This is a genomic window from Streptomyces venezuelae, from assembly GCF_008642375.1.
GTDB classification, from domain to species: Bacteria; Actinomycetota; Actinomycetes; order Streptomycetales; family Streptomycetaceae; genus Streptomyces; species Streptomyces venezuelae_G.
Genome location: NZ_CP029194.1, coordinates 2,161,071 through 2,179,417, shown reverse-complemented (window position 1 = coordinate 2,179,417; position 18,347 = coordinate 2,161,071). Strand labels below are relative to the sequence as shown.

Annotated in this window: 14 protein-coding genes; 7 read left to right on the top strand and 7 right to left on the bottom strand. The window is 70.6% G+C overall.

Annotation, left to right across the window (positions count from 1 at the left end):
• The first annotated feature begins 76 nt into the window (after positions 1-76).
• From DEJ46_RS09655 to DEJ46_RS09640, 4 genes are all read left to right on the top strand, one after another.
• Complete coding sequence (locus tag DEJ46_RS09655; RefSeq protein ID WP_150265225.1) at positions 77-2,623, top strand: sensor histidine kinase; 2,547 nt, start codon at positions 77-79, stop codon at positions 2,621-2,623.
• Positions 2,624-2,804: 181 nt separating this feature from the next.
• On the top strand, positions 2,805-3,491 hold the full coding sequence (locus DEJ46_RS09650) for a response regulator (protein WP_150265223.1): 687 nt from the start codon (positions 2,805-2,807) through the stop codon (positions 3,489-3,491).
• A 58-nt stretch (positions 3,492-3,549) separates the two neighbouring features.
• A complete protein-coding gene (locus DEJ46_RS09645; RefSeq protein ID WP_150265221.1) occupies positions 3,550-3,948 on the top strand; it encodes an OB-fold nucleic acid binding domain-containing protein in 399 nt (132 codons plus the stop codon).
• Between the two features lie 3 nt (positions 3,949-3,951).
• Entirely contained in the window at positions 3,952-4,710 is a 759-nt protein-coding gene (locus tag DEJ46_RS09640) for a DUF3159 domain-containing protein (RefSeq protein ID WP_150265219.1), read from the top strand.
• A 98-nt stretch (positions 4,711-4,808) separates the two neighbouring features.
• On the opposite strand, the gene DEJ46_RS09635 is transcribed toward DEJ46_RS09640, so the two are convergent.
• Positions 4,809-5,486 carry a potassium channel family protein gene (locus DEJ46_RS09635; protein ID WP_141294962.1) on the bottom strand — a complete coding sequence of 226 codons (678 nt, stop codon included), beginning with the start codon at positions 5,484-5,486 and terminating at the stop codon, positions 4,809-4,811.
• A complete protein-coding gene (locus DEJ46_RS09630) occupies positions 5,486-6,154 on the bottom strand; it encodes a potassium channel family protein (RefSeq protein ID WP_024758514.1) in 669 nt (222 codons plus the stop codon). Before DEJ46_RS09630 ends, DEJ46_RS09635 begins: the two co-directional genes overlap by 1 nt.
• Before the next feature lie 234 nt (positions 6,155-6,388).
• On the opposite strand from DEJ46_RS09630, the gene DEJ46_RS09625 reads away from it, so the two are divergent.
• A complete protein-coding gene (locus DEJ46_RS09625; RefSeq protein WP_150265217.1) occupies positions 6,389-8,443 on the top strand; it encodes an APC family permease in 2,055 nt (684 codons plus the stop codon).
• Positions 8,444-8,524: 81 nt separating this feature from the next.
• On the top strand, positions 8,525-9,853 hold the full coding sequence (locus tag DEJ46_RS09620) for a class I SAM-dependent RNA methyltransferase (RefSeq protein ID WP_150265215.1): 1,329 nt from the start codon (positions 8,525-8,527) through the stop codon (positions 9,851-9,853).
• A 379-nt stretch (positions 9,854-10,232) separates the two neighbouring features.
• Here DEJ46_RS09620 and DEJ46_RS09615 read toward each other — a convergent pair whose 3' ends face one another.
• The 4 genes from DEJ46_RS09615 to DEJ46_RS09600 form a co-directional block, all read right to left on the bottom strand.
• On the bottom strand, positions 10,233-11,684 hold the full coding sequence (locus tag DEJ46_RS09615) for a cellulose binding domain-containing protein (RefSeq protein WP_150265213.1): 1,452 nt from the start codon (positions 11,682-11,684) through the stop codon (positions 10,233-10,235).
• Positions 11,685-11,856: 172 nt separating this feature from the next.
• Positions 11,857-12,756 carry an alpha/beta hydrolase fold domain-containing protein gene (locus tag DEJ46_RS09610; RefSeq protein ID WP_150265211.1) on the bottom strand — a complete coding sequence of 300 codons (900 nt, stop codon included), beginning with the start codon at positions 12,754-12,756 and terminating at the stop codon, positions 11,857-11,859.
• A gap of 47 nt (positions 12,757-12,803) precedes the next feature.
• The gene (locus tag DEJ46_RS09605) at positions 12,804-14,168 is read right to left on the bottom strand and encodes an MFS transporter (RefSeq protein ID WP_150265209.1); all 1,365 of its coding nucleotides are present in this window, start codon (positions 14,166-14,168) and stop codon (positions 12,804-12,806) included.
• Positions 14,169-14,234: 66 nt separating this feature from the next.
• Positions 14,235-15,446 (bottom strand): M20 family metallopeptidase, encoded by a 1,212-nt coding sequence (locus DEJ46_RS09600; RefSeq protein ID WP_190622531.1) that lies wholly within the window; start codon positions 15,444-15,446, stop codon positions 14,235-14,237.
• Between the two features lie 101 nt (positions 15,447-15,547).
• Here DEJ46_RS09600 and DEJ46_RS09595 point away from each other — a divergent pair, with 101 nt between their 5' ends.
• Positions 15,548-16,588: an Lrp/AsnC family transcriptional regulator gene (locus DEJ46_RS09595; protein ID WP_150265205.1), complete on the top strand. Its 1,041-nt coding sequence runs from the start codon at positions 15,548-15,550 to the stop codon at positions 16,586-16,588.
• Positions 16,589-16,886: 298 nt separating this feature from the next.
• On the opposite strand, the gene DEJ46_RS09585 is transcribed toward DEJ46_RS09595, so the two are convergent.
• Positions 16,887-18,233, bottom strand: a complete 1,347-nt coding sequence (locus tag DEJ46_RS09585; RefSeq protein WP_150265203.1) for an MFS transporter — start codon at positions 18,231-18,233, stop codon at positions 16,887-16,889.
• Positions 18,234-18,347: the final 114 nt, after the last annotated feature.

The following is an 18,347-nucleotide window of genomic DNA, read 5'->3' as shown; positions in this document are numbered from 1 at the left end:
AGAATCACGTCAATACCGCGCCCGGCCCTCCGCCCGCGTGCGGAATGTCCGATTGGCTGGACGTATGGTCGTGTCCATGGGACGCGGCAAGCTTCGGATCTACCTCGGCGCTGCGCCGGGCGTCGGCAAGACGTACGCGATGCTCTCCGAGGGACATCGCCGCATCGAGCGCGGCACGGACTGCGTCGTGGCCTTCGTGGAGCACCACGGACGGCCGCGCACGGAGGTGATGCTGCACGGTCTGGAGCAGGTCCCGCGGCGGACCCTGGAGCACCGGGGCGCCGGCTTCACCGAGATGGACGTCGACGCGGTCCTGGCCAGGAGGCCGGCCGTCGCGCTCGTCGACGAACTCGCCCACACGAACGTCCCCGGCTCCCGGAACTCCAAGCGGTGGCAGGACGTCGTCGAGCTCCTCGCGGCCGGCATCGACGTCGTGTCGACGGTCAACATCCAGCACCTGGAGTCGCTGGGGGACGTCGTCGAGTCGATCACCGGCGTACGGCAGAAGGAGACCGTCCCCGACGAGGTCGTCCGCCGGGCCGACCAGATCGAGCTGGTCGACATGTCACCGCAGGCCCTGCGCCGCCGCATGGCCCACGGCAACATCTACACGTCCGACAAGGTCGACGCGGCCCTCTCCAACTACTTCCGCCCCGGCAATCTCACCGCCCTGCGCGAGCTCGCGCTGCTGTGGACGGCCGACCGGGTGGACGAGTACCTCCAGCAGTACCGCGGCGAGCACAACATCCGCTCCACCTGGCAGGCCCGGGAGCGCATCGTCGTGGGCCTCACCGGCGGCCCCGAGGGCCGCACGCTCATACGCAGGGCCACGCGGCTGGCCGAGAAGGGCGCGGGCGGCGAGGTGCTCGCCGTCTACATCGCCCGCAGCGACGGCCTGACCGCCGCCTCGCCGAAGGAGCTGGCCGTCCAGCGGACCCTCGTCGAGGATCTCGGCGGAACGTTCCACCACGTCATCGGCGACGACGTCCCCTCCGCGCTCCTGGAGTTCGCCCGCGGGGTCAACGCCACCCAGATCGTCCTCGGCTCCAGCCGCCGCCGCACCTGGCAGTACGTCTTCGGCCCCGGCGTCGGTCAGACGGTGGCCCGGGAGTCCGGTCCCGACCTCGACGTCCACATCGTCACCCACAGCGAGGTCGCCAAGGGCCGGGGGCTGCCCGTCGCGCGCGGGGCGCGCCTCGGCCGGTCCCGGATCATCGCCGGCTGGCTCGTCGGCGTCGGGGGGCCCGCCGCCCTGGCCCTGCTCCTCACGCACGTCGACGCCGACCTCGGTCTCGCCAACGACATGCTGCTGTTCCTCGCCCTGACCGTCGCCGCGGCGATGCTCGGCGGCTTCCTGCCGGCGCTCGCCTCGGCCGCGGTCGGCTCCTTCCTCCTGAACTGGTTCTTCACCCCGCCCGTCCACCGGCTCACCATCGCCGACCCGAAGAACATCGTGGCCATCAGCGTCTTCCTCGGCGTCGCGATGGCCGTCGCCTCGGTGGTGGACCTGGCGGCCCGGCGCACCCACCAGGCGGCCCGGCTCCGCGCCGAGTCCGAGGTCCTGTCGTACCTCGCGGGCAGCGTGCTGCGCGGCGAGACCAGCCTGGACGCCCTCCTCGAACGGGTCCGCGAGACCTTCTCGATGGAGTCGGTGACCCTGCTGGAGCGGACGGACGAGATCGAACCGTGGACCCCGGCGGCGAGCGTCGGCCCCCACCCGGTGGCACGCCCGGAGGACGCGGACGTGGACATGCCGGTAGGCGACCATCTGGCCCTGGCGCTGAACGGCCGGGTCCTGCCCGCCGAGGACCGGCGCGTCCTCGGCGCGTTCGCGGCCCAGGCCGCGGTCGTCCTGGACCGGCAGCGGCTCGTCGGCGAGGCCGAGGAGGCCAGGAAGCTGGCCGAGGGCAACAAGATCCGTACGTCGCTCCTCGCCGCCGTCAGCCACGACCTGCGCACCCCGCTCGCGAGCATCAAGGCCTCCGTCACCTCCCTCCGCTCCGGCGACGTCGAGTGGTCCGAGGAGGACCGCGCCGAACTCCTGGAGGGCATCGAGGCGGGCGCCGACCGGCTCGACCACCTCGTCGGCAACCTCCTCGACATGTCCCGCCTCCAGACCGGCACCGTCACCCCGCTGATCCGCGCCGTGGACCTCGACGAGGTCGTCCCGATGGCCCTCGGGGGAGTGCCCGACGGCAGCGCCGAGCTCGACATCCCCGAGACGCTGCCGATGGTCGAGGTCGACAAGGGCCTCCTGGAGAGGGCCGTCGCCAACATCGTCGAGAACGCCGTCAAGTACAGCCCCGAAGGCCGACCCGTCTCGGTCGCGGCCAGCACCCTGGGAGAACGCGTCGAACTGCGCGTCGTCGACCGCGGCCCCGGAGTGCCCGACGAGAGCAAGGACGGCATCTTCGAACCGTTCCAGCGCTTCGGCGACGCGCCCCGCGGCGCCGGCGTGGGCCTCGGCCTCGCGGTCGCCCGCGGCTTCGTCGAGGCCATGGGAGGGACCCTCGCCGCCGAGGACACCCCGGGCGGCGGGCTGACCATGGTGCTCACCCTCAGGACCGCGCGGGGCGCGCCCCCGGAACCGGCCGCGGAGCTCCCGGCGCATGCCGTGAGCTGAGCCGGGCGGCGCCCCCGCCGCCGTACCGCCCGCGTTCCGCCGCCGTACCGCCCGCGCCGCCCCGTATCGCTCCCGTCCCACCCTCCGCTCCCGTACCGCCCGGCAAGCCCCACCGCCGCAAGCGCCACCGTCATCACCCAAGCCGCCCGCAACGGGCACCGAAGAAGGTAGGTCCCCCTCCATGACCCGGGTCCTCGTGGTCGACGACGAGCCACAGATCGTCCGCGCCCTGGTGATCAACCTCAAGGCGCGGAAGTACGAGGTCGACGCCGCCCCCGACGGCGCCACCGCCCTCCGGCTGGCCGCCGAGCGCCACCCCGACGTCGTCGTCCTCGACCTCGGCCTGCCCGACATGGACGGCGTCGAGGTGATCAGGGGCCTGCGCGGCTGGACGAGGGTGCCGATCCTGGTTCTCTCCGCCCGCCAGACCTCCGACGAGAAGGTCGAGGCGCTCGATGCCGGCGCCGACGACTACGTCACCAAGCCCTTCGGCATGGACGAGCTGCTCGCGCGGCTGCGCGCGGCCGTGCGCCGCGCCGAGCCGGTCGGCGGTGCCGAGGACGGCGTGGTGGTCGTCGAGACCGAGGGCTTCACCGTCGACCTCGCGGCGAAGAAGGTCCACCGCGACGGCCGCGACGTCCGCCTGACCCCCACCGAGTGGCACCTCCTGGAGGTCCTCGTCCGCAACGGCGGGCGGCTGGTCAGCCAGAAGCAGCTGCTCCAGGAGGTCTGGGGCCCCTCGTACGGCACGGAGACCAACTACCTCCGCGTGTACATGGCGCAGCTGCGGCGCAAGCTCGAGGCCGACCCCTCGCACCCCCGCCATTTCGTCACCGAACCGGGCATGGGTTACCGCTTCGAACGATGAAGCGGACGTCGTGTGTGCGGCCGGTCCCGGTGGGGGTGGAGGCCGGTACGCTTTCTGTATGAGTGCTGCACCGCGTACAGAGAAGCCGGCCGGAAGGTTCCGCCGGATGCTCGACCGGCTCTCCTCCACCCCGGAGGACCTGGAGTCGGAGGAGCTTCAGGAGGACGCCGAGGCCACCGGGTGCACGCGTATCTGCGACTGCTCCGACCGCCAGATAGTCAAGGTGACTGGTACCTTGCGCACGGTCACGCTGCGCCCCCGCGCCGGTGTGCCCGCGCTGGAGGCCGAGCTTTTCGACGGCACGGCACCGCTGGACGTCGTCTGGCTGGGCCGCCGCTCCATCGTGGGCATCGAACCGGGCCGCAAGCTGATCGCCTCCGGCCGGATCTCCCTGAGCCACGGCCGGCGGGTCCTCTTCAACCCCAAATACGAGCTCCGACCGCTCGGACAGGAGTAGCCGGTGACGTCCCTCGACAAGCCGACCACGGATCAGGGCGCCGAGGCCCCACAGGACGCCCAGGCCTCGAAGGAGGTTACCGAGGCCGCGCTGTTCGAGGCCTTCGGCGGGCTGCGGGGCATGATCGAGACGGTCGTGCCCGGCCTGCTCTTCGTCACGATCTTCACGATCAACAAGGACCTGCACGTCTCGGCGATCGCCGCGCTCGCGGTCTCGCTGGTCCTGGTCGCGGTCCGGCTGATCCGTCGCGACACCGTCAAGCACGCGTTCAGCGGCGTCTTCGGTGTCGCCTTCGGTGTCGTCTTCGCGATGATGACGGGCAACGCCAAGGACTTCTACCTGCCGGGCATGCTGTACACCCTGGGCCTCGCCCTCGCGTACATCATCACCACGGTCGCGGGCGTCCCGCTGATCGGCCTGATCCTCGGCCCGGTGTTCAAGGAGAACCTCTCCTGGCGCACCCGTAACCCCGGCCGCAAGAAGGCCTATGCGAAGGCGAGCCTCGCCTGGGGCTTCATCCTGCTCGCCAAGTGCGCGATCCTCTTCCCGATGTACTGGTGGGCCGACACGACCAAGTTCGGCTGGGTCCTGGTCGCCCTGAAGATCCCGCCGTTCCTGCTCGCGGTCTACCTCACCTGGATGTTCCTCGCGAAGGCGCCGCCGCCGATCGACGTCTTCGCCGAGATGGAGGCCGAGGAGCGCGCCGAGAAGGAGCGCAAGGCGGCCGCGGCCGCCGCGCAGAGCGGCACGCCGGAGGCCTGAGCCTCGTACCGACGCGGCACGCGGGAGGGCCCGGACCTGTTCGTCAGGTCCGGGCCCTCCCGCGTATCCCGTCTGTCCCGGGTATCCCGCGGGGCTTGTCAGGACTCGGTGGTCTCGCGGCGGACCTGCAGCAGGTCCTCCAGCTGCTCCTCGCGGGCCTGCGCGGCCACGAACAGCAGCTCGTCGCCGGCCTCCAGGGTCTCCTCGGGGCTCGGCGTCAGCACCCGCGAACCGCGGATGATCGTCACCAGCGAGGTGTCCTGCGGCCAGTCCACGTCCCCGACCGCGGTACCGGCGACCGCCGACTCCGGAGGGAGCGTCAGCTCGACCAGGTTCGCGTCGCCGTGGCTGAAGCGCAGCAGCCGGACGAGGTCGCCGACGCTCACCGCCTCCTCGACCAGGGCCGACATGAGGCGCGGGGTCGAGACGGCGACGTCCACGCCCCAGGCCTCGTTGAACAGCCACTCGTTCTTCGGGTTGTTCACCCGGGCGACGACCCGCGGCACGCCGTACTCGGTCTTGGCGAGCAGCGAGACGACCAGGTTCACCTTGTCGTCGCCGGTCGCCGCGATCACCACGTTGCAGCGCTGGAGCGCCGCCTCGTCGAGGGACGTGATCTCACAGGCGTCGGCGAGCAGCCACTCCGCCTGCGGCACCCGCTCCACCGAGATGGCGGTCGGCGCCTTGTCGATCAGCAGGACCTCGTGCCCGTTCTCCAGGAGCTCGCCCGCGATGGAACGGCCCACCGCACCCGCGCCCGCAATAGCGACACGCATCAGTGACCGCCCTCCTCAGGACCCTCGGCGAAGGCCTCCTCGACCTTCGCGATGTCATCCGTACGCATCATCACGTGCACCAGGTCACCCTCCTGGAGCACCGTCTGCGAGGTCGGCAGAATCGCTTCGCCCAGTCGGGTGAGGAAGGCGACCCGGACGCCGGTCTCCTCCTGGAGGCGGCTCACCTTGTGGCCGATCCAGGCGGGAGAGGTGTGGACCTCCGCGAGCTGCACACCGCCGCTCGGGTCCCGCCACAGCGGCTCCGCGCCGGAGGGCAGCAGCCGCCGCAGCATCTGGTCGGCGGTCCAGCGGACCGTCGCGACCGTCGGGATCCCGAGGCGCTGGTAGACCTCGGCACGGCGCGGGTCGTAGATCCGCGCCGCCACGTTCTCGATGCCGAACATCTCGCGCGCGACCCGCGCCGCGATGATGTTCGAGTTGTCGCCGCTGCTCACCGCGGCGAAGGCACCGGCGTCCTCGATCCCGGCCTCACGCAGCGTGTCCTGGTCGAAGCCCACACCCGTGACGCGACGACCGCCGAAGCCGGAGCCCAGACGACGGAAAGCCGTCGGGTCCTGGTCGACGACCGCGACGGTGTGCCCCTGCTGTTCGAGGGTCTGCGCGAGAGCGGCTCCCACTCGCCCGCAGCCCATGATGACGATGTGCACGTCCCCTTACCCCGCACTCCTGATCGCCCTACTGACCTGCGAAAACACCCTGCCCACAACTTTCCTCGCCCGATCGGCCCGGGCCGCGGCGGACAACTCCCTGCCGGGTTGTCCGGTCCGAGCTTATGCGGCAACGCTGGCGGGGACCGCATCCGAGGTGGTACTCAGGGAGATTCCGTGCTGATCGGGGGTGCCGGTGAGCATGGCGGATTTCGAACGCTTACGATCCTCTCCGTGTCCAAACTGACCGACGTGCCCAAACGGATCCTGATCGGGCGGGCCCTGCGCAGCGACAAGCTCGGGGAAACCCTTCTCCCCAAGCGGATCGCCCTCCCCGTCTTCGCCTCCGACCCGCTGTCCTCCGTGGCGTACGCGCCAGGCGAGGTGCTGCTGGTCCTCTCTGTGGCAGGACTGTCGGCGTACCACTTCAGTCCGTGGATCGCGCTCGCGGTCGTCGTCCTGATGTTCACGGTCGTCGCCTCGTACCGGCAGAACGTGCACGCGTACCCGAGCGGCGGCGGCGACTACGAGGTCGCCAACACCAACCTCGGGCCGAAGGCCGGACTCACCGTGGCGAGCGCCCTGCTCGTCGACTACGTCCTGACCGTCGCCGTCTCGATCTCCTCGGGCATCGAGAACCTGGGCTCCGCGATCCCCTTCGTCGTCGAGCACAAGGTGGCCTGTGCGGTCGGCGTCATCGTCCTGCTGACACTGATGAACCTGCGCGGGGTGAAGGAGTCGGGCAGCCTCTTCGCCATCCCCACGTACGTCTTCGTCGCCGGCGTCTTCCTCATGATCGCGTGGGGCGCCTACAAGGGGATCGTCCTCGACGAGACCATGAAGGCCCCCACCGCCGACTTCGAGATCAAGCCCGAGCACGAGGGGCTGGCCGGCTTCGCGCTGGTCTTCCTGCTGCTCCGCGCCTTCTCCTCCGGCTGTGCCGCGCTCACCGGTGTCGAGGCGATCTCCAACGGCGTCCCCGCCTTCCGGAAGCCGAAGTCGAAGAACGCCGCCACCACGCTCGCCCTCATGGGCGGCCTGGCCGTCACCATGTTCTGCGGCATCATCTTCCTCGCCATGGCCACCGACGTGCGGATGGCGGAGAAGCCCGCCCAGGACCTCCTCCACAACGGAGTGCCGGTCGGCGAGGGCTATGTCCAGGACCCGGTCATCTCCCAGGTCGCGGCCGCCGTCTTCGGCGACGGAACGTTCTTCTTCGTCGTCCTCGCCGCCGCCACCGCGCTCGTCCTCTTCCTGGCCGCCAACACCGCGTACAACGGTTTCCCGCTCCTCGGCTCGATCCTCGCCCAGGACCGGTACCTGCCGCGCCAGCTGCACACCCGCGGCGATCGCCTCACCTTCTCCAACGGCATCGTGCTCCTCGCGGGCGCCGCCGCGCTCCTCGTCTGGGTCTACGGGGCCGACTCGACCAAGCTCATCCAGCTCTACATCGTCGGCGTCTTCGTCTCCTTCACGCTCAGCCAGATCGGCATGGTCCGGCACTGGAACCGGCACCTGAAGACGGAGAGGGACCCGGCCAAGCGCCGCCACATGATCCGCTCCCGCGCGATCAACGCCTTCGGCGCCTTCTTCACCGGCCTCGTCCTCGTCGTCGTCCTCGCCACCAAGTTCACCCACGGCGCGTGGGTCGCCCTGCTCGGCATGGTGATCTTCTACGGGACGATGACCGCGATCCGCCGGCACTACGACTCCGTCTCCGCGGAGATCGCCGCCGCCGAGGAGCGGCCGGACGAGTACGTGCGCCCCTCCCGGGTCCGCTCCATCGTCCTGGTCTCCAAGCTCCACAAGCCCACCCTGCGCGCCCTGGCCTACGCCAAGCTCATGCACGCGAACGAGCTGGAGGCGCTGACCGTCAACGTCGACCCGGCCGAGGTGAAGGCGCTCAAGGAGGAGTGGGAGCGGCGTGGCATCAACGTCCCGCTCAAGATCCTCGACTCCCCGTACCGCGAGATCACCCGGCCGGTGATCGAGTACGTGAAGAGCATCCGCCGCGAGAGCCCGCGCGACGCCGTCTCCGTCTACATCCCCGAGTACGTCGTCGGCCACTGGTACGAGCACCTGCTCCACAACCAGTCCGCGCTCCGCCTCAAGGGCAGGCTGCTCTTCACCCCCGGCGTCATGGTCACCTCGGTCCCGTACCAGCTCCAGTCCTCCGAGGCCGCGAAGAAGCGGGCCCGGAAGCGCCAGGAGTGGAACGCGCCGGGCTCGGTCCGCCGCGGCCCGGTGGAGAAGGGCCAGAAGGAACCGGCCGCGAAGAACAACCGGTAAAGAACAACTAGACTGGTGGGCTGCCGTCCGAACTGTCCCGAACGGCGGCCCACCGTCACTTCCTCTTGGAGTCCCCCCGCCATGCAGAACACCCCTGTTTCGTCGTTGGTCGGGGAAGAGTACGAGGTCGAGGTCGGTCCGGTGGCCCACGGCGGGCACTGCATCGCCCGCACCGAGGCGGGCCGCGTCCTCTTCGTCCGCCACGCGCTGCCCGGCGAGAAGGTCGTCGCCCGCGTCACCGAGGGCGAGGAGACCTCCCGCTTCCTGCGCGCCGACGCGATCACGATCCTCGAACCCTCCAAGGACCGCGTCGAGGCCCCCTGCCCCTTCGCCGGCCCCGGCAAGTGCGGCGGCTGCGACTGGCAGCACGCCAAGCCCGGCGCCCAGCGCCGGCTCAAGGGCGAGGTCATCGCCGAGCAGCTCCTGCGCCTCGCCGGCCTCACCCCCGAGGAGGCCGGCTGGGACGGCACCGTCATGCCCGCCGAGGGCGACAAGCTGCCGTCGGGCGAGGTCCCGCAGTGGCGCACCCGCGTCCAGTACGCGATCGACGCCGAGGGTCACGCGGGCCTGCGCCGCCACCGCTCGCACGAGGTCGAGATCATCGACCACTGCATGATCGCCGCCCAGGGCGTCTCGGAGCTCGGCATCGAGAAGCGCACCTGGGAGGGCATGGCCTCGGTCGAGGCCATCGCCGCCTCGGGCTCGAACGACCGCCAGGTCATCCTCACCCCGCGCCCCGGCGCCCGCCTCCCCCTCGTCGAACTCGACAAGCCGGTCTCGGTCCTGCGCGTCGACGAGAACGACGGCGGCATCCACCGCGTCCACGGCCGCGGCTTCGTCCGCGAGCGCGCCGACGAGCGCACCCACCGCGTCGGCAGCGGCGGCTTCTGGCAGGTCCACCCGAAGGCCGCCGACACCCTGATGAAGGCCGTCATGCAGGGCCTCCTCCCGCGCAAGGGCGACTCCGCCCTCGACCTCTACTGCGGCGTCGGCCTCTTCGCGGGCGCCCTCGCGGACCGGGTCGGCGAGCAGGGCGCGGTCCTCGGCATCGAGTCCGGCAAGCGCGCCGTCGAGGACGCCCGCCACAACCTGGCCGGGTTCCCCCGCGTCCGCATCGAACAGGGCAAGGTCGAGTCCGTCCTCCCGCGCACGGGCATCACGGAGGTCGACCTCATCGTCCTGGACCCGCCCCGCGCAGGCGCCGGCAAGCAGACGGTCCACCACCTCGCGGGCCTCGGCGCCCGCCGCATCGCCTACGTCGCCTGCGACCCGGCGGCCCTGGCCCGCGACATCTCCTACTTCGCGGAGCGCGGCTACAAGGTCCGGACACTGCGCGCCTTCGACCTCTTCCCGATGACGCACCACGTGGAGTGCGTGGCGATCCTTGAGCCTGCTGAAAAGGGCCGGTGACCTGCCACTTTGCCGAGTGTGCATGATGTGCGGCACGTGCGTTACGGGCGATATCTCGACACATGTCCGACGCGCGTGACGCACGTGTGACGCACAGACGGCGCGGTTTCTGATGGGTCGTCATATGTATGGCCCGCGCCGCAGTTGCGGAAGGTGCCCGAGGGCAGGCCACGCCCTCGGCGCGTCCGTCATCCGGCCCGGCAACCGCTCCGCCACAGCCGGCACCAAACCCCCTCCATCGACGTCCAGGCGGCAAACCTTAGGACGCAGGGACGCGGCCGGTCAGGCAAATGATCACATCGCCACGGCGGCCGACACCGACGACGGTGTCGCGCACCGCGGGCGGTCGCGCCGCCACAGCCCGCGGCGGCCGGTTCGTTCAGGAGCTGGGAACGGAGTCCTTGAAGGCCGTTCCGGACGCGCGGAAGCCGGTGACCTTTGCCGCCACTTGGGCAGGGGTGAGGACCTGGTCCTTCACGTGGAGCATGTAGTCGATCCGCTCCTCGTAGACGCGGGGGGTCGTGGAGGTCTGGCCTGCGAGGTCGATCAGCCACTGGTTGAAGTGGACCGACATGGGCCGCTCGGGCAGGTAGTGGGCGTCGTGCCGGGCGAACTGCTTGCCGTCGATGTAGTAGACGAGCGCCTCGTCGTCGATGGTCAGGACCAGGTCGTGCCAGCCGGCCTGGCTCGTGCGGCTCTCGGTGTGCTGGTTGACGGCCTCCCAGGGGTCGGGTCGGAAGGTCTCCCAGGAGGTGGTGTAGAGGACGTTCGCCGTCTCGCCCCAGCCGCCGTTGGGGAGGTACTCGAAGTCGTACTCGGCGTAGTCGTCCGCCATCGGTGCGGTGAGGTCGTTGATGGTGAAGAAGCTCTGGACCAGGTGGTCGCCGTCCGGACCGCTGGTCGGGGTGTCCGTGAAGCGCACCCGGGCGGCGTAGGTCCCGTTCTTGAACTTCCGCGCCGCGGTGTGCACTTCGGTCTGTCGCGTCGACGCGCCGGTGCCCGCGGTCGACGTGCGCAGCGTCATGACGGAGTTCGTGCCCTCTTTGGCGAAGGTGACGTTCTCGGGTGCCCACGTCGCCGCGCCGACGCCGGGGCCGCCTCCGCCTGAGCGGATGGTCCAGCCGTGTGCGGCGATCGCAGGGTCGGTGTGGCCGGTGTAGTCGAAGTCGTCGAAGAGGACGCCCTGTTCGGCCGGGGGCGTGGTCGGAGGCGTGGGGGACGGGTCGGTCGGGGTCGGGGTCGGCGTCGGGGTCGCCTCGTTGCCGGCGGGGGCGGTGCCCCAGACCTGGACTCCGCCGACGGTGGCGGTGACCTTGGTCCAGTTCTCGTACGTGGTCTGGGTGGGCCCGAAGGAGTAGTCGTCGGACTGGTCGAGCGGCTGCCAGTCGGAGCGGTGGAAGCGCAGTTGTACGTCCCCGGTGTCGGCGCCCGGCGCCAGGGAGCCCGCCCCCGCCGTGAACCCGACCTCCAGGTACCGGTCCGCCGTGGCGGTGGGGCTGGCCGGCGTGCCGAACGTACCCGTCAGATGCGTGCAGCCCTTGACGGCCCAGTCGCAGGCGTAGCTGTACGAGGCACCGGGATCGGCCTTGAAGTAGTAGCGCAGCTTGACCTGGCTCAACGGGATGTTCGTCGTCCCGGTGTTGACCACGGTGAACCAGGGCGCCGCCTGGTCGCCGCCCGAGCCGCCCTGCCGGTAGCGGACGGCGACGCTCTCCTCCGCGGCGGCGGCAGGGAGGGCGGTCAGCGCGGTTGCGCCGAGACCGATCGCGGCGGTGACGGCGGCGAGCGCGGTGCGCATGCCGGGCTTCCGGCGGCTGGCTCCATTGCGCATGGGGGTTCCTCTCGGGGAGGTGATGGGGGGAAGGCAGCACGGTGCAGCGGGTGTGGTCCGTTGCTTCAACACCCTTGTGGGGAAAGGCTGACCATGCGCCGAGGAGAAATTGGCATAGACCAATGCTGGCGTCAACCCCTCGTACCGCGACCGGACAGCCGCTGAGCGAGCGTCAGCTCCGCAGGGCGGTGCAGAGGGCGGCACGGGCGGCTCTGCCTTCGGGGATCGGCAGGAGGGGGTAGACGTGCAGCATCTCCGGTGCCTCGTGGAAGTCCAGCTCGACGCCCGCGGCCGTGGCGCGGGCGGCCAGGCGTCGGGCGTCGGCGTTGACGATGTCCCGGGTTCCGCTGAACAGCGTGATCGGGTTCAGTCCGGTCAGGTCGGCGAGCAGAGGGCTGACGTGCGGGTGGTCGACGGGGAGCGTGCCGCGGTAGAGGTCCCCGGCGAAGCGCGCACCGGGGACGGCGAGCCAGGGGTCGCGGTCTTCGAGCAGGGCGATGCGCGGGTCGGTCAGGCTGATGTCGAGCCAGGGGGAGATGAGGATGGTGCGGGCGGGGGCGGGAAGTCCTCGGTCCCGCAGGTGGACGGCGACGGCGAGGGCCATTCCGCCGCCGGCGGAGTCTCCGATGAGGCTGAGGGTCGTGGTGGCCGCGTCGTCGAGGATCTCGGCGGCCAGGCCGGTGACGGCCGGCACCACCTCGGATGCCGTCGCCAGGGGAGCGAGGGGGTAGATCGGCACCGTGACCCGGGTGCCGGTCTCGGCGGCCACGTGGGCGATCAGCTTCCAGTGCTGGGGTGCTATCTCGTTGATGTACGCGCCGCCGTGCAGATAGACCGCCCGCCGTCCGGCGTCGGGAGCACCGCGAGGGGTGACCGCGTAGACGGGCCATCCGGCCACCCGGCGTACGGCGAGGTCGACCGTGCGTTCCAGTCCGGCCGGTGGGGCGTACCCGGTCGGCCGCAGGGAACGGGCGAGGACCTGTTCCCGGACGGCCTCCGCCGAGCTGAAAACCTTCTTGGCCCCACGGAGCCGCACCACGGTCGGCATCGCTCTGCTGGTCAGGCTCGGCACGGTACGGCTCCGTTCCCACAGTCCGGGTTCTCCGGCGTTCTGCGGTGTCACGTCAGGTCGGTGTTCTTCGTCTCCGGCATCCGGTGCACCACGGCCAGGGCGAGGAGCAGCAGAACCACCGTGTAGCCGAGGAAGAGGTCACCATTCCCGTTGCTGGTCAGCCAGGTCTGAAGATACGGGGCACTGCCGCCGCAGGCGGCCACGGCGATGGCGTAGGGAAAGCCCACACCCGTCGTGCGCAGCCGGGTCGGGAACATCTCCGCGAACACCGCGGGGGTGATCGCCGCGCCGGCGGACATGAAGAGCATGGCCGTCGTCATGGACACAGCCAGCTGCCAGGCCTGGTCCTGGATGAACCAGTTCAGGGGGAAGGCCAGGAGGGCTCCGCCGATGTAGGAGCCGTACAGGATGGGCTTGCGGCCCACGCGGTCGGAGAGGGCGCCGAACAGCGGCAGCGTCACGAGGAAGACCAGGTTGGCGAGGACTCCCGCCCACAGCGCGGAGGAGGCCTCGATGCCCTTGAGGGAGATGGCCTGGGCCGGGGCGGAGACGGCCCAGGTGTAGTAGACGACCGTGCCGCCCAGGGTGAGGCCGATCACGCGCAGGCACGCCGCCCGGTTCTCCCAGAAGCCGCGCCACACCGACGTGCGCGGTTCGTGGTCCGGGGTGTCGGCCTGCTTCTCGAACGCGTCGGTCTCCTCAAGGCGCAGCCGCATGATCAGCGCGTACAGGCCGAGAAGTCCACCGATGACGAAGGGCACGCGCCAGCCCCACGCGTGGAGCTGGTCCTCGCTGAGGAAGGAGGAGAGGACCGCCGCGAGCACGGTGGCGACCATGATGCCGCAGGTGCCGGAGATGTAGATCAGGCTCGACCAGAGCCCTCGCCGTTCGCGGGGGGCCATCTCCGCCACGTACGTCTGGGCCGCGGGAAGCTCCCCGCCGTGGGCCAGGCCCTGGACGAGCCGCGCGAACACCAGCAGGGCCGAGGCGCCCACGCCGATCGTGGCGTAGGTCGGTGCGAGGCCGATCAGCAGGCTTCCGGCGGCGGCCAGCGCGATGGAGCCGACCATCGCCGCACGCCGACCCTTGCGGTCGCTGAGCCGGCCGAAGACCAGGCCGCCCAGGGGACGCATGAGGAAGCCCACGGCGAAGATCGCCAAGGTGCTCAGCAGGGCCGAGGTCGGATCGGCGGAGGGGAAGAACTGCGAGGCGAAGAACGGGGTGAAGATCGCGTAGACGTTCCAGTCGTACCACTCCAGGGCGTTGCCCACGCCGGTGCCGACGACGGTGCGCAGCCGGGAAGGGGCGGGCGTGCTCTCACTCGTGGCACTCGTGGCACTCGTGGCGCTCGTGGCCGAGACGTCGGGAGCGTCGGATCTGGTGGCCGGGGACGGGGATGCGTGGTCGGGCACGGGGTTCTCCTGGGGGACGGGACGCAGCCCGGATGAGCTGCGTCCGGCGGAGCTGCGGGCGGGGCGTCAGGAGGTGGGGGCGGGTGTCGCCTTCGCCAGGCGGCGCAGGGCGAGTTCGGCGTAGAGCGCGGCTCCGTCACCGAGCACGCTGTCGTCGAAGACGGCCAAGGGCGAGTGGTTGTACGGGGCGCGCTGCACGTCCTGGTCAGGCGGGCAGGCGCCCAGGACCACGAACGCGCCGGGGACCTCGTCCAGCACCCGGGAGAAGTCCTCCGATCCGGTGGCCGGCCGGGGCGCCCACGTGTAGCGCTCCTCTCCGTGCACCTCCGACACCACGTCGGCGACGAACTCGGCCTCGGCCGGGTCGTTGACGGTGAGGGGGTACAGCTCGGCGAAGTCCACCTCGACGTCGAGACCGTGGGCGGCCGCGATACCGCGGCACACCTGCGCGGCGCCGTCCTTGATCCGGCCGTGCGACGACGCGGAGAACGACCGCACGGTCGCCGTGAACCGGGCCTCGTCGGGAATGACGTTGCCGGCCGTGCCCGCGTGGAAGGCGCCCACGGTCAGCACCACGGGGTCGAAGGGATCGAACCTCCGGGTGATGAAGGTCTGCAGCGCGGTGACCATCTCGCACGCCGCCGGTACGGGGTCGTTGGCCAGGTGCGGCATCGAACCGTGGCCACCCGCACCGCGGACGGTCACGCGAAGGCTGTCGGAGGATGCCAGGACCGGGCCCCGACGGGTCGCGAACAGCCCGCTCGGCTGGCCCGCCGACGTCACGTGCAGTGCGTAGGCGGCCACCGGTCGTTCACCGGAGGCGTCCAGGACCCCTTCGGCGAGCATGTGGCCGGCCCCGTCCTGCCCCTCCTCGCCGGGCTGGAACATGAAGACCACATCGCCCGCGAGCTCGTCCCGGCGGGCGGAGAGGAGCTGTGCCGCGCCGGCGAGCATGGACGTGTGCAGGTCGTGACCGCAGGCGTGCATGATCCCGTCCGTGCGGGAGGCGTACGTGAGATCCGCGCGTTCGGTGACGGGCAGCGCGTCCATGTCGGCGCGCAGGAGCACCGTGGGGCCGGGACGAGCGCCCCGCAGAACCGCGGTGACCGAGGTCAGCCGGTTCCCCGTGGTGACCTCCAACGGCAGTCCGTCCAGGGCGGCCAGGACCTTGTCCCGCGTACGTGGCAACTGCAGGCCCAGCTCGGGCTCGACATGCAGCGCCCGCCGCAGGCGGACCAGCTCACCCTGCACACTCCGTGCGTCCTCGCGCACCGACACCGGCATCCCCTTTCACTGACGTTCACCTCGCTGTCGCTCGGTTGCCAGTGATGATGGATACTCGGCACTCATGCCCACTGAAAACGCAGGATCTTTCTTCCATGCCTGATCGTTTGCAGGAATCTGCATCCCTGGACGAGCTCGACCTCAGCCTGGTCAACACGCTGCAGATCGACCCCCGAGCCCCCTGGTCGCGCATCGGACGGGCACTCGACCTCGATCCCGTCACCGTGGCCCGGCGCTGGTCCCGGCTGACCGGGACGGGTGTCGCGTGGATCACGGCACAGCCCGGGCGCGCACAGATCTCCCAGGGCTGCCTCGCCTTCGTCGAAGTGGACTGCCAGGCCGGCCGGGCGCTCGAGGTGGCCAACACCCTCGCGCAGTGGCCCCACGTCCTGACCGTGGATCACACCAGCGGCGGCCGGGACCTCCTGCTCACGGTGTCGATGCCCACGCTTCCCGCGCTCTCCGTATACGTGCTGGAACGTCTGGGCACGCTTCCCGGAATCAGCGCCACCCGCACCCAGCTCGGCACCCATGTCTTCACGCACGCCACCGACTGGCGCCTGCGTGCCCTCGACCCCCGCCAGCGGGCCCGCATCACCGCCGAGCGGCCGGCCAGGTCGCCGTCGACGCCCCAGACGCTCACCGCGAGGGACCGCCTCCTCGCCGTGCGCCTCGGGACCGAAGGACGTACTTCGCTCACGGACCTCGCGGAGGAACTGGGCGTCGGGATCACCACCGTACGCAAGCGGCTCGCCCTCCTCATCGCCAACGAGGACCTGGAACTGCGCTGCGAGGTCGCCCAGCCCCTGTGCGGCTGGCCGATCTCCACCACGATCTGGGCCCAGGCCCAGATCGACGACCGCGATGCCCTGAACAGACTCCTGGCCGCCGTCCCCGAGATCCGGGCGTGCATCGGCCTCGCCGGAGGGAGGGCGAATCTCCTCATCAGCGTCTGGCTCCGCTCCCTTCCCGACATCCGCGGCCTTGAGGCCCGCCTCACCAGCGCACTGCCTCAGCTGAAGGTGCTCGACCAGGCGGTCTCCCTGCGCTTCGTGAAGCGCATGGGCCGCATCCTCGACCCGGCCGGCCGCAGCGTGAGCACCGTCCCCATGGACATCTGGTCCGAGCCTTCCTGAGGCGTCGGATCAGGCGGGTGCGCGGCAGACTCGCGGACGGCCCGGTTGACGTGCTCCGGCTCCTCGAGGTTGCTGACATGGCCCGTGCCGGGGAGAACGACGAGCGTGACGTCCGCAATCGCCTCCTGGAACGTCCTGACCAGCGCCGAACGGCGACGACGGAGTTCCAGTACGACGGTCCCGCCCCAGGAGAGACCTGCGACGTGGGCGGGGCCGAGCCGCAGATCGTCGACCTCCGGTCACCTCGGGAAGAGGCTCCCGCTCCGCAAGCGGACGAGAGCGTCCGCTCCGTCCCGGGCTATCCGGCGAGAGCCGCCTGCCGCCGGCTTTCGAGTGCCTGCTGGACGCGGGCCACATCGGTGGCGTAGGTGCGATAGAGCAAGGTGAGGAAGGCGCCGTTGACGACCACGAGTCCGACGAGAACCCACAGGAACACCGCGCGCAGTCCGAAGGCGTCGCCGAGGAAGCCGGCTCCGAGGCTGAACGCGGCGATGGCGACGGCCTCGAAGACGCTGAGGTAGATGGCGAAGGCCACGCCGCGGAGTTCGGGAAGCGTCACGGCCATGATCATGGGCCGGTTGACCACCGGGTTGACGCCCTGGACGAGGCCCATGAGGGCGAAGAAGACAGCGAACACACCGATCCCGCCCCAGTCGAGCTGGGTACCGAAGAAGGCCACGGTCGCGAAGGCGAACTGAGCGGTCTGGAGAACGACCACGAGGCCGTGGCGCGGGTTGCGGCGGACGGCCCAGTCGGCGAGGAAGCCGCCGAGCACGGTGCCGGTGAAGAAACCGATGCCCATGGGGAAGAGGACGACGGAGGCGACCTGGGTGCTGAATCCGTAGACGTCCACCAGGAAGATCACACCGAACATCGCGGCGAGAAGTTGCCCCGACAGGAGTCGGGAGACGAGCAGGACCACCAGGCTCGGGATCCGGAAGAGCGCGGTCACCTGCTTCATGGTGACCTTGGTGTGGGCCTCGCGGGTCCGTCGGTCGAGGCCGGCGAGCTGGTGCTCGGACGCGCCTCTTCCCGGGTCGCGCATCCAGATCAACAGGGCGACACCGCACAGGACGTTGACGGCGCCGATGCCCCACAGACCCCAGCGCCAGCCGTCGTCGAACGCGGCGAGCTGTCCCTTCAGGGTGGCGAAGAGGGATGCGGCGAGGTTGATGACCCCGTACAGCATGCCGACGGCGCGGCCCCGGGACTCGCTGTCGAAGAGGTCCCCCAGGATTTCCGTGGTGAGAGGTCCGGAGGCCGCGTACCCGGCGGCGAGGATGGTGATCAGGATGAGGAGCTGGGTGAAGTTCTGGGCGAAGCCCGCGGCTATGCCCCACACTCCCCAGAACCCGGTGGCCAGGACGAGGACGCCCTTGCGGGACCAGCGTTGGGCGGCCCACACCCAGAACGGGCCGGCGAACACGCCGACGATCCGGCCCGCGGCGGTCAGGACGCCGAGCGCGCCGAGCGAGACTCCGAGCGAGTGGCGGATCACCGGGAACAGCCCGCTGATCAGACTCGCCTCTGTGTTCTCGACGAGCATGGTGCCGCCGAGCAGGGACAGCTGGCGCCAGCGGCCCTTCACGAGGACGGCCTTTCTCTCCTTCGTCGTGCAGACGGGTGCCTCGGTAAGATCGGGCAAGACGCCACCTCTTCTTCGTCTCGTTCTTCACTGGATGGGCAGGGGGAGGAAAGGCGGGCCGGTGACGGGGTAGCCGCCCCGTCACCGGCGTTCATCTGTGGTCCGACGACCGGC

Coding starts and splice junctions, on each gene's coding strand:
- DEJ46_RS09655 (WP_150265225.1), top strand. CDS start 77: ATGGGACGCGGCAAGCTTCGGATCTACCTCGGCGCTGCGCCGGGCGTC.
- DEJ46_RS09650 (WP_150265223.1), top strand. CDS start 2,805: ATGACCCGGGTCCTCGTGGTCGACGACGAGCCACAGATCGTCCGCGCC.
- DEJ46_RS09645 (WP_150265221.1), top strand. CDS start 3,550: ATGAGTGCTGCACCGCGTACAGAGAAGCCGGCCGGAAGGTTCCGCCGG.
- DEJ46_RS09635 (WP_141294962.1), bottom strand. CDS start 5,486: ATGCGTGTCGCTATTGCGGGCGCGGGTGCGGTGGGCCGTTCCATCGCG.
- DEJ46_RS09620 (WP_150265215.1), top strand. CDS start 8,525: ATGCAGAACACCCCTGTTTCGTCGTTGGTCGGGGAAGAGTACGAGGTC.
- DEJ46_RS09615 (WP_150265213.1), bottom strand. CDS start 11,684: ATGCGCAATGGAGCCAGCCGCCGGAAGCCCGGCATGCGCACCGCGCTC.
- DEJ46_RS09595 (WP_150265205.1), top strand. CDS start 15,548: ATGCCTGATCGTTTGCAGGAATCTGCATCCCTGGACGAGCTCGACCTC.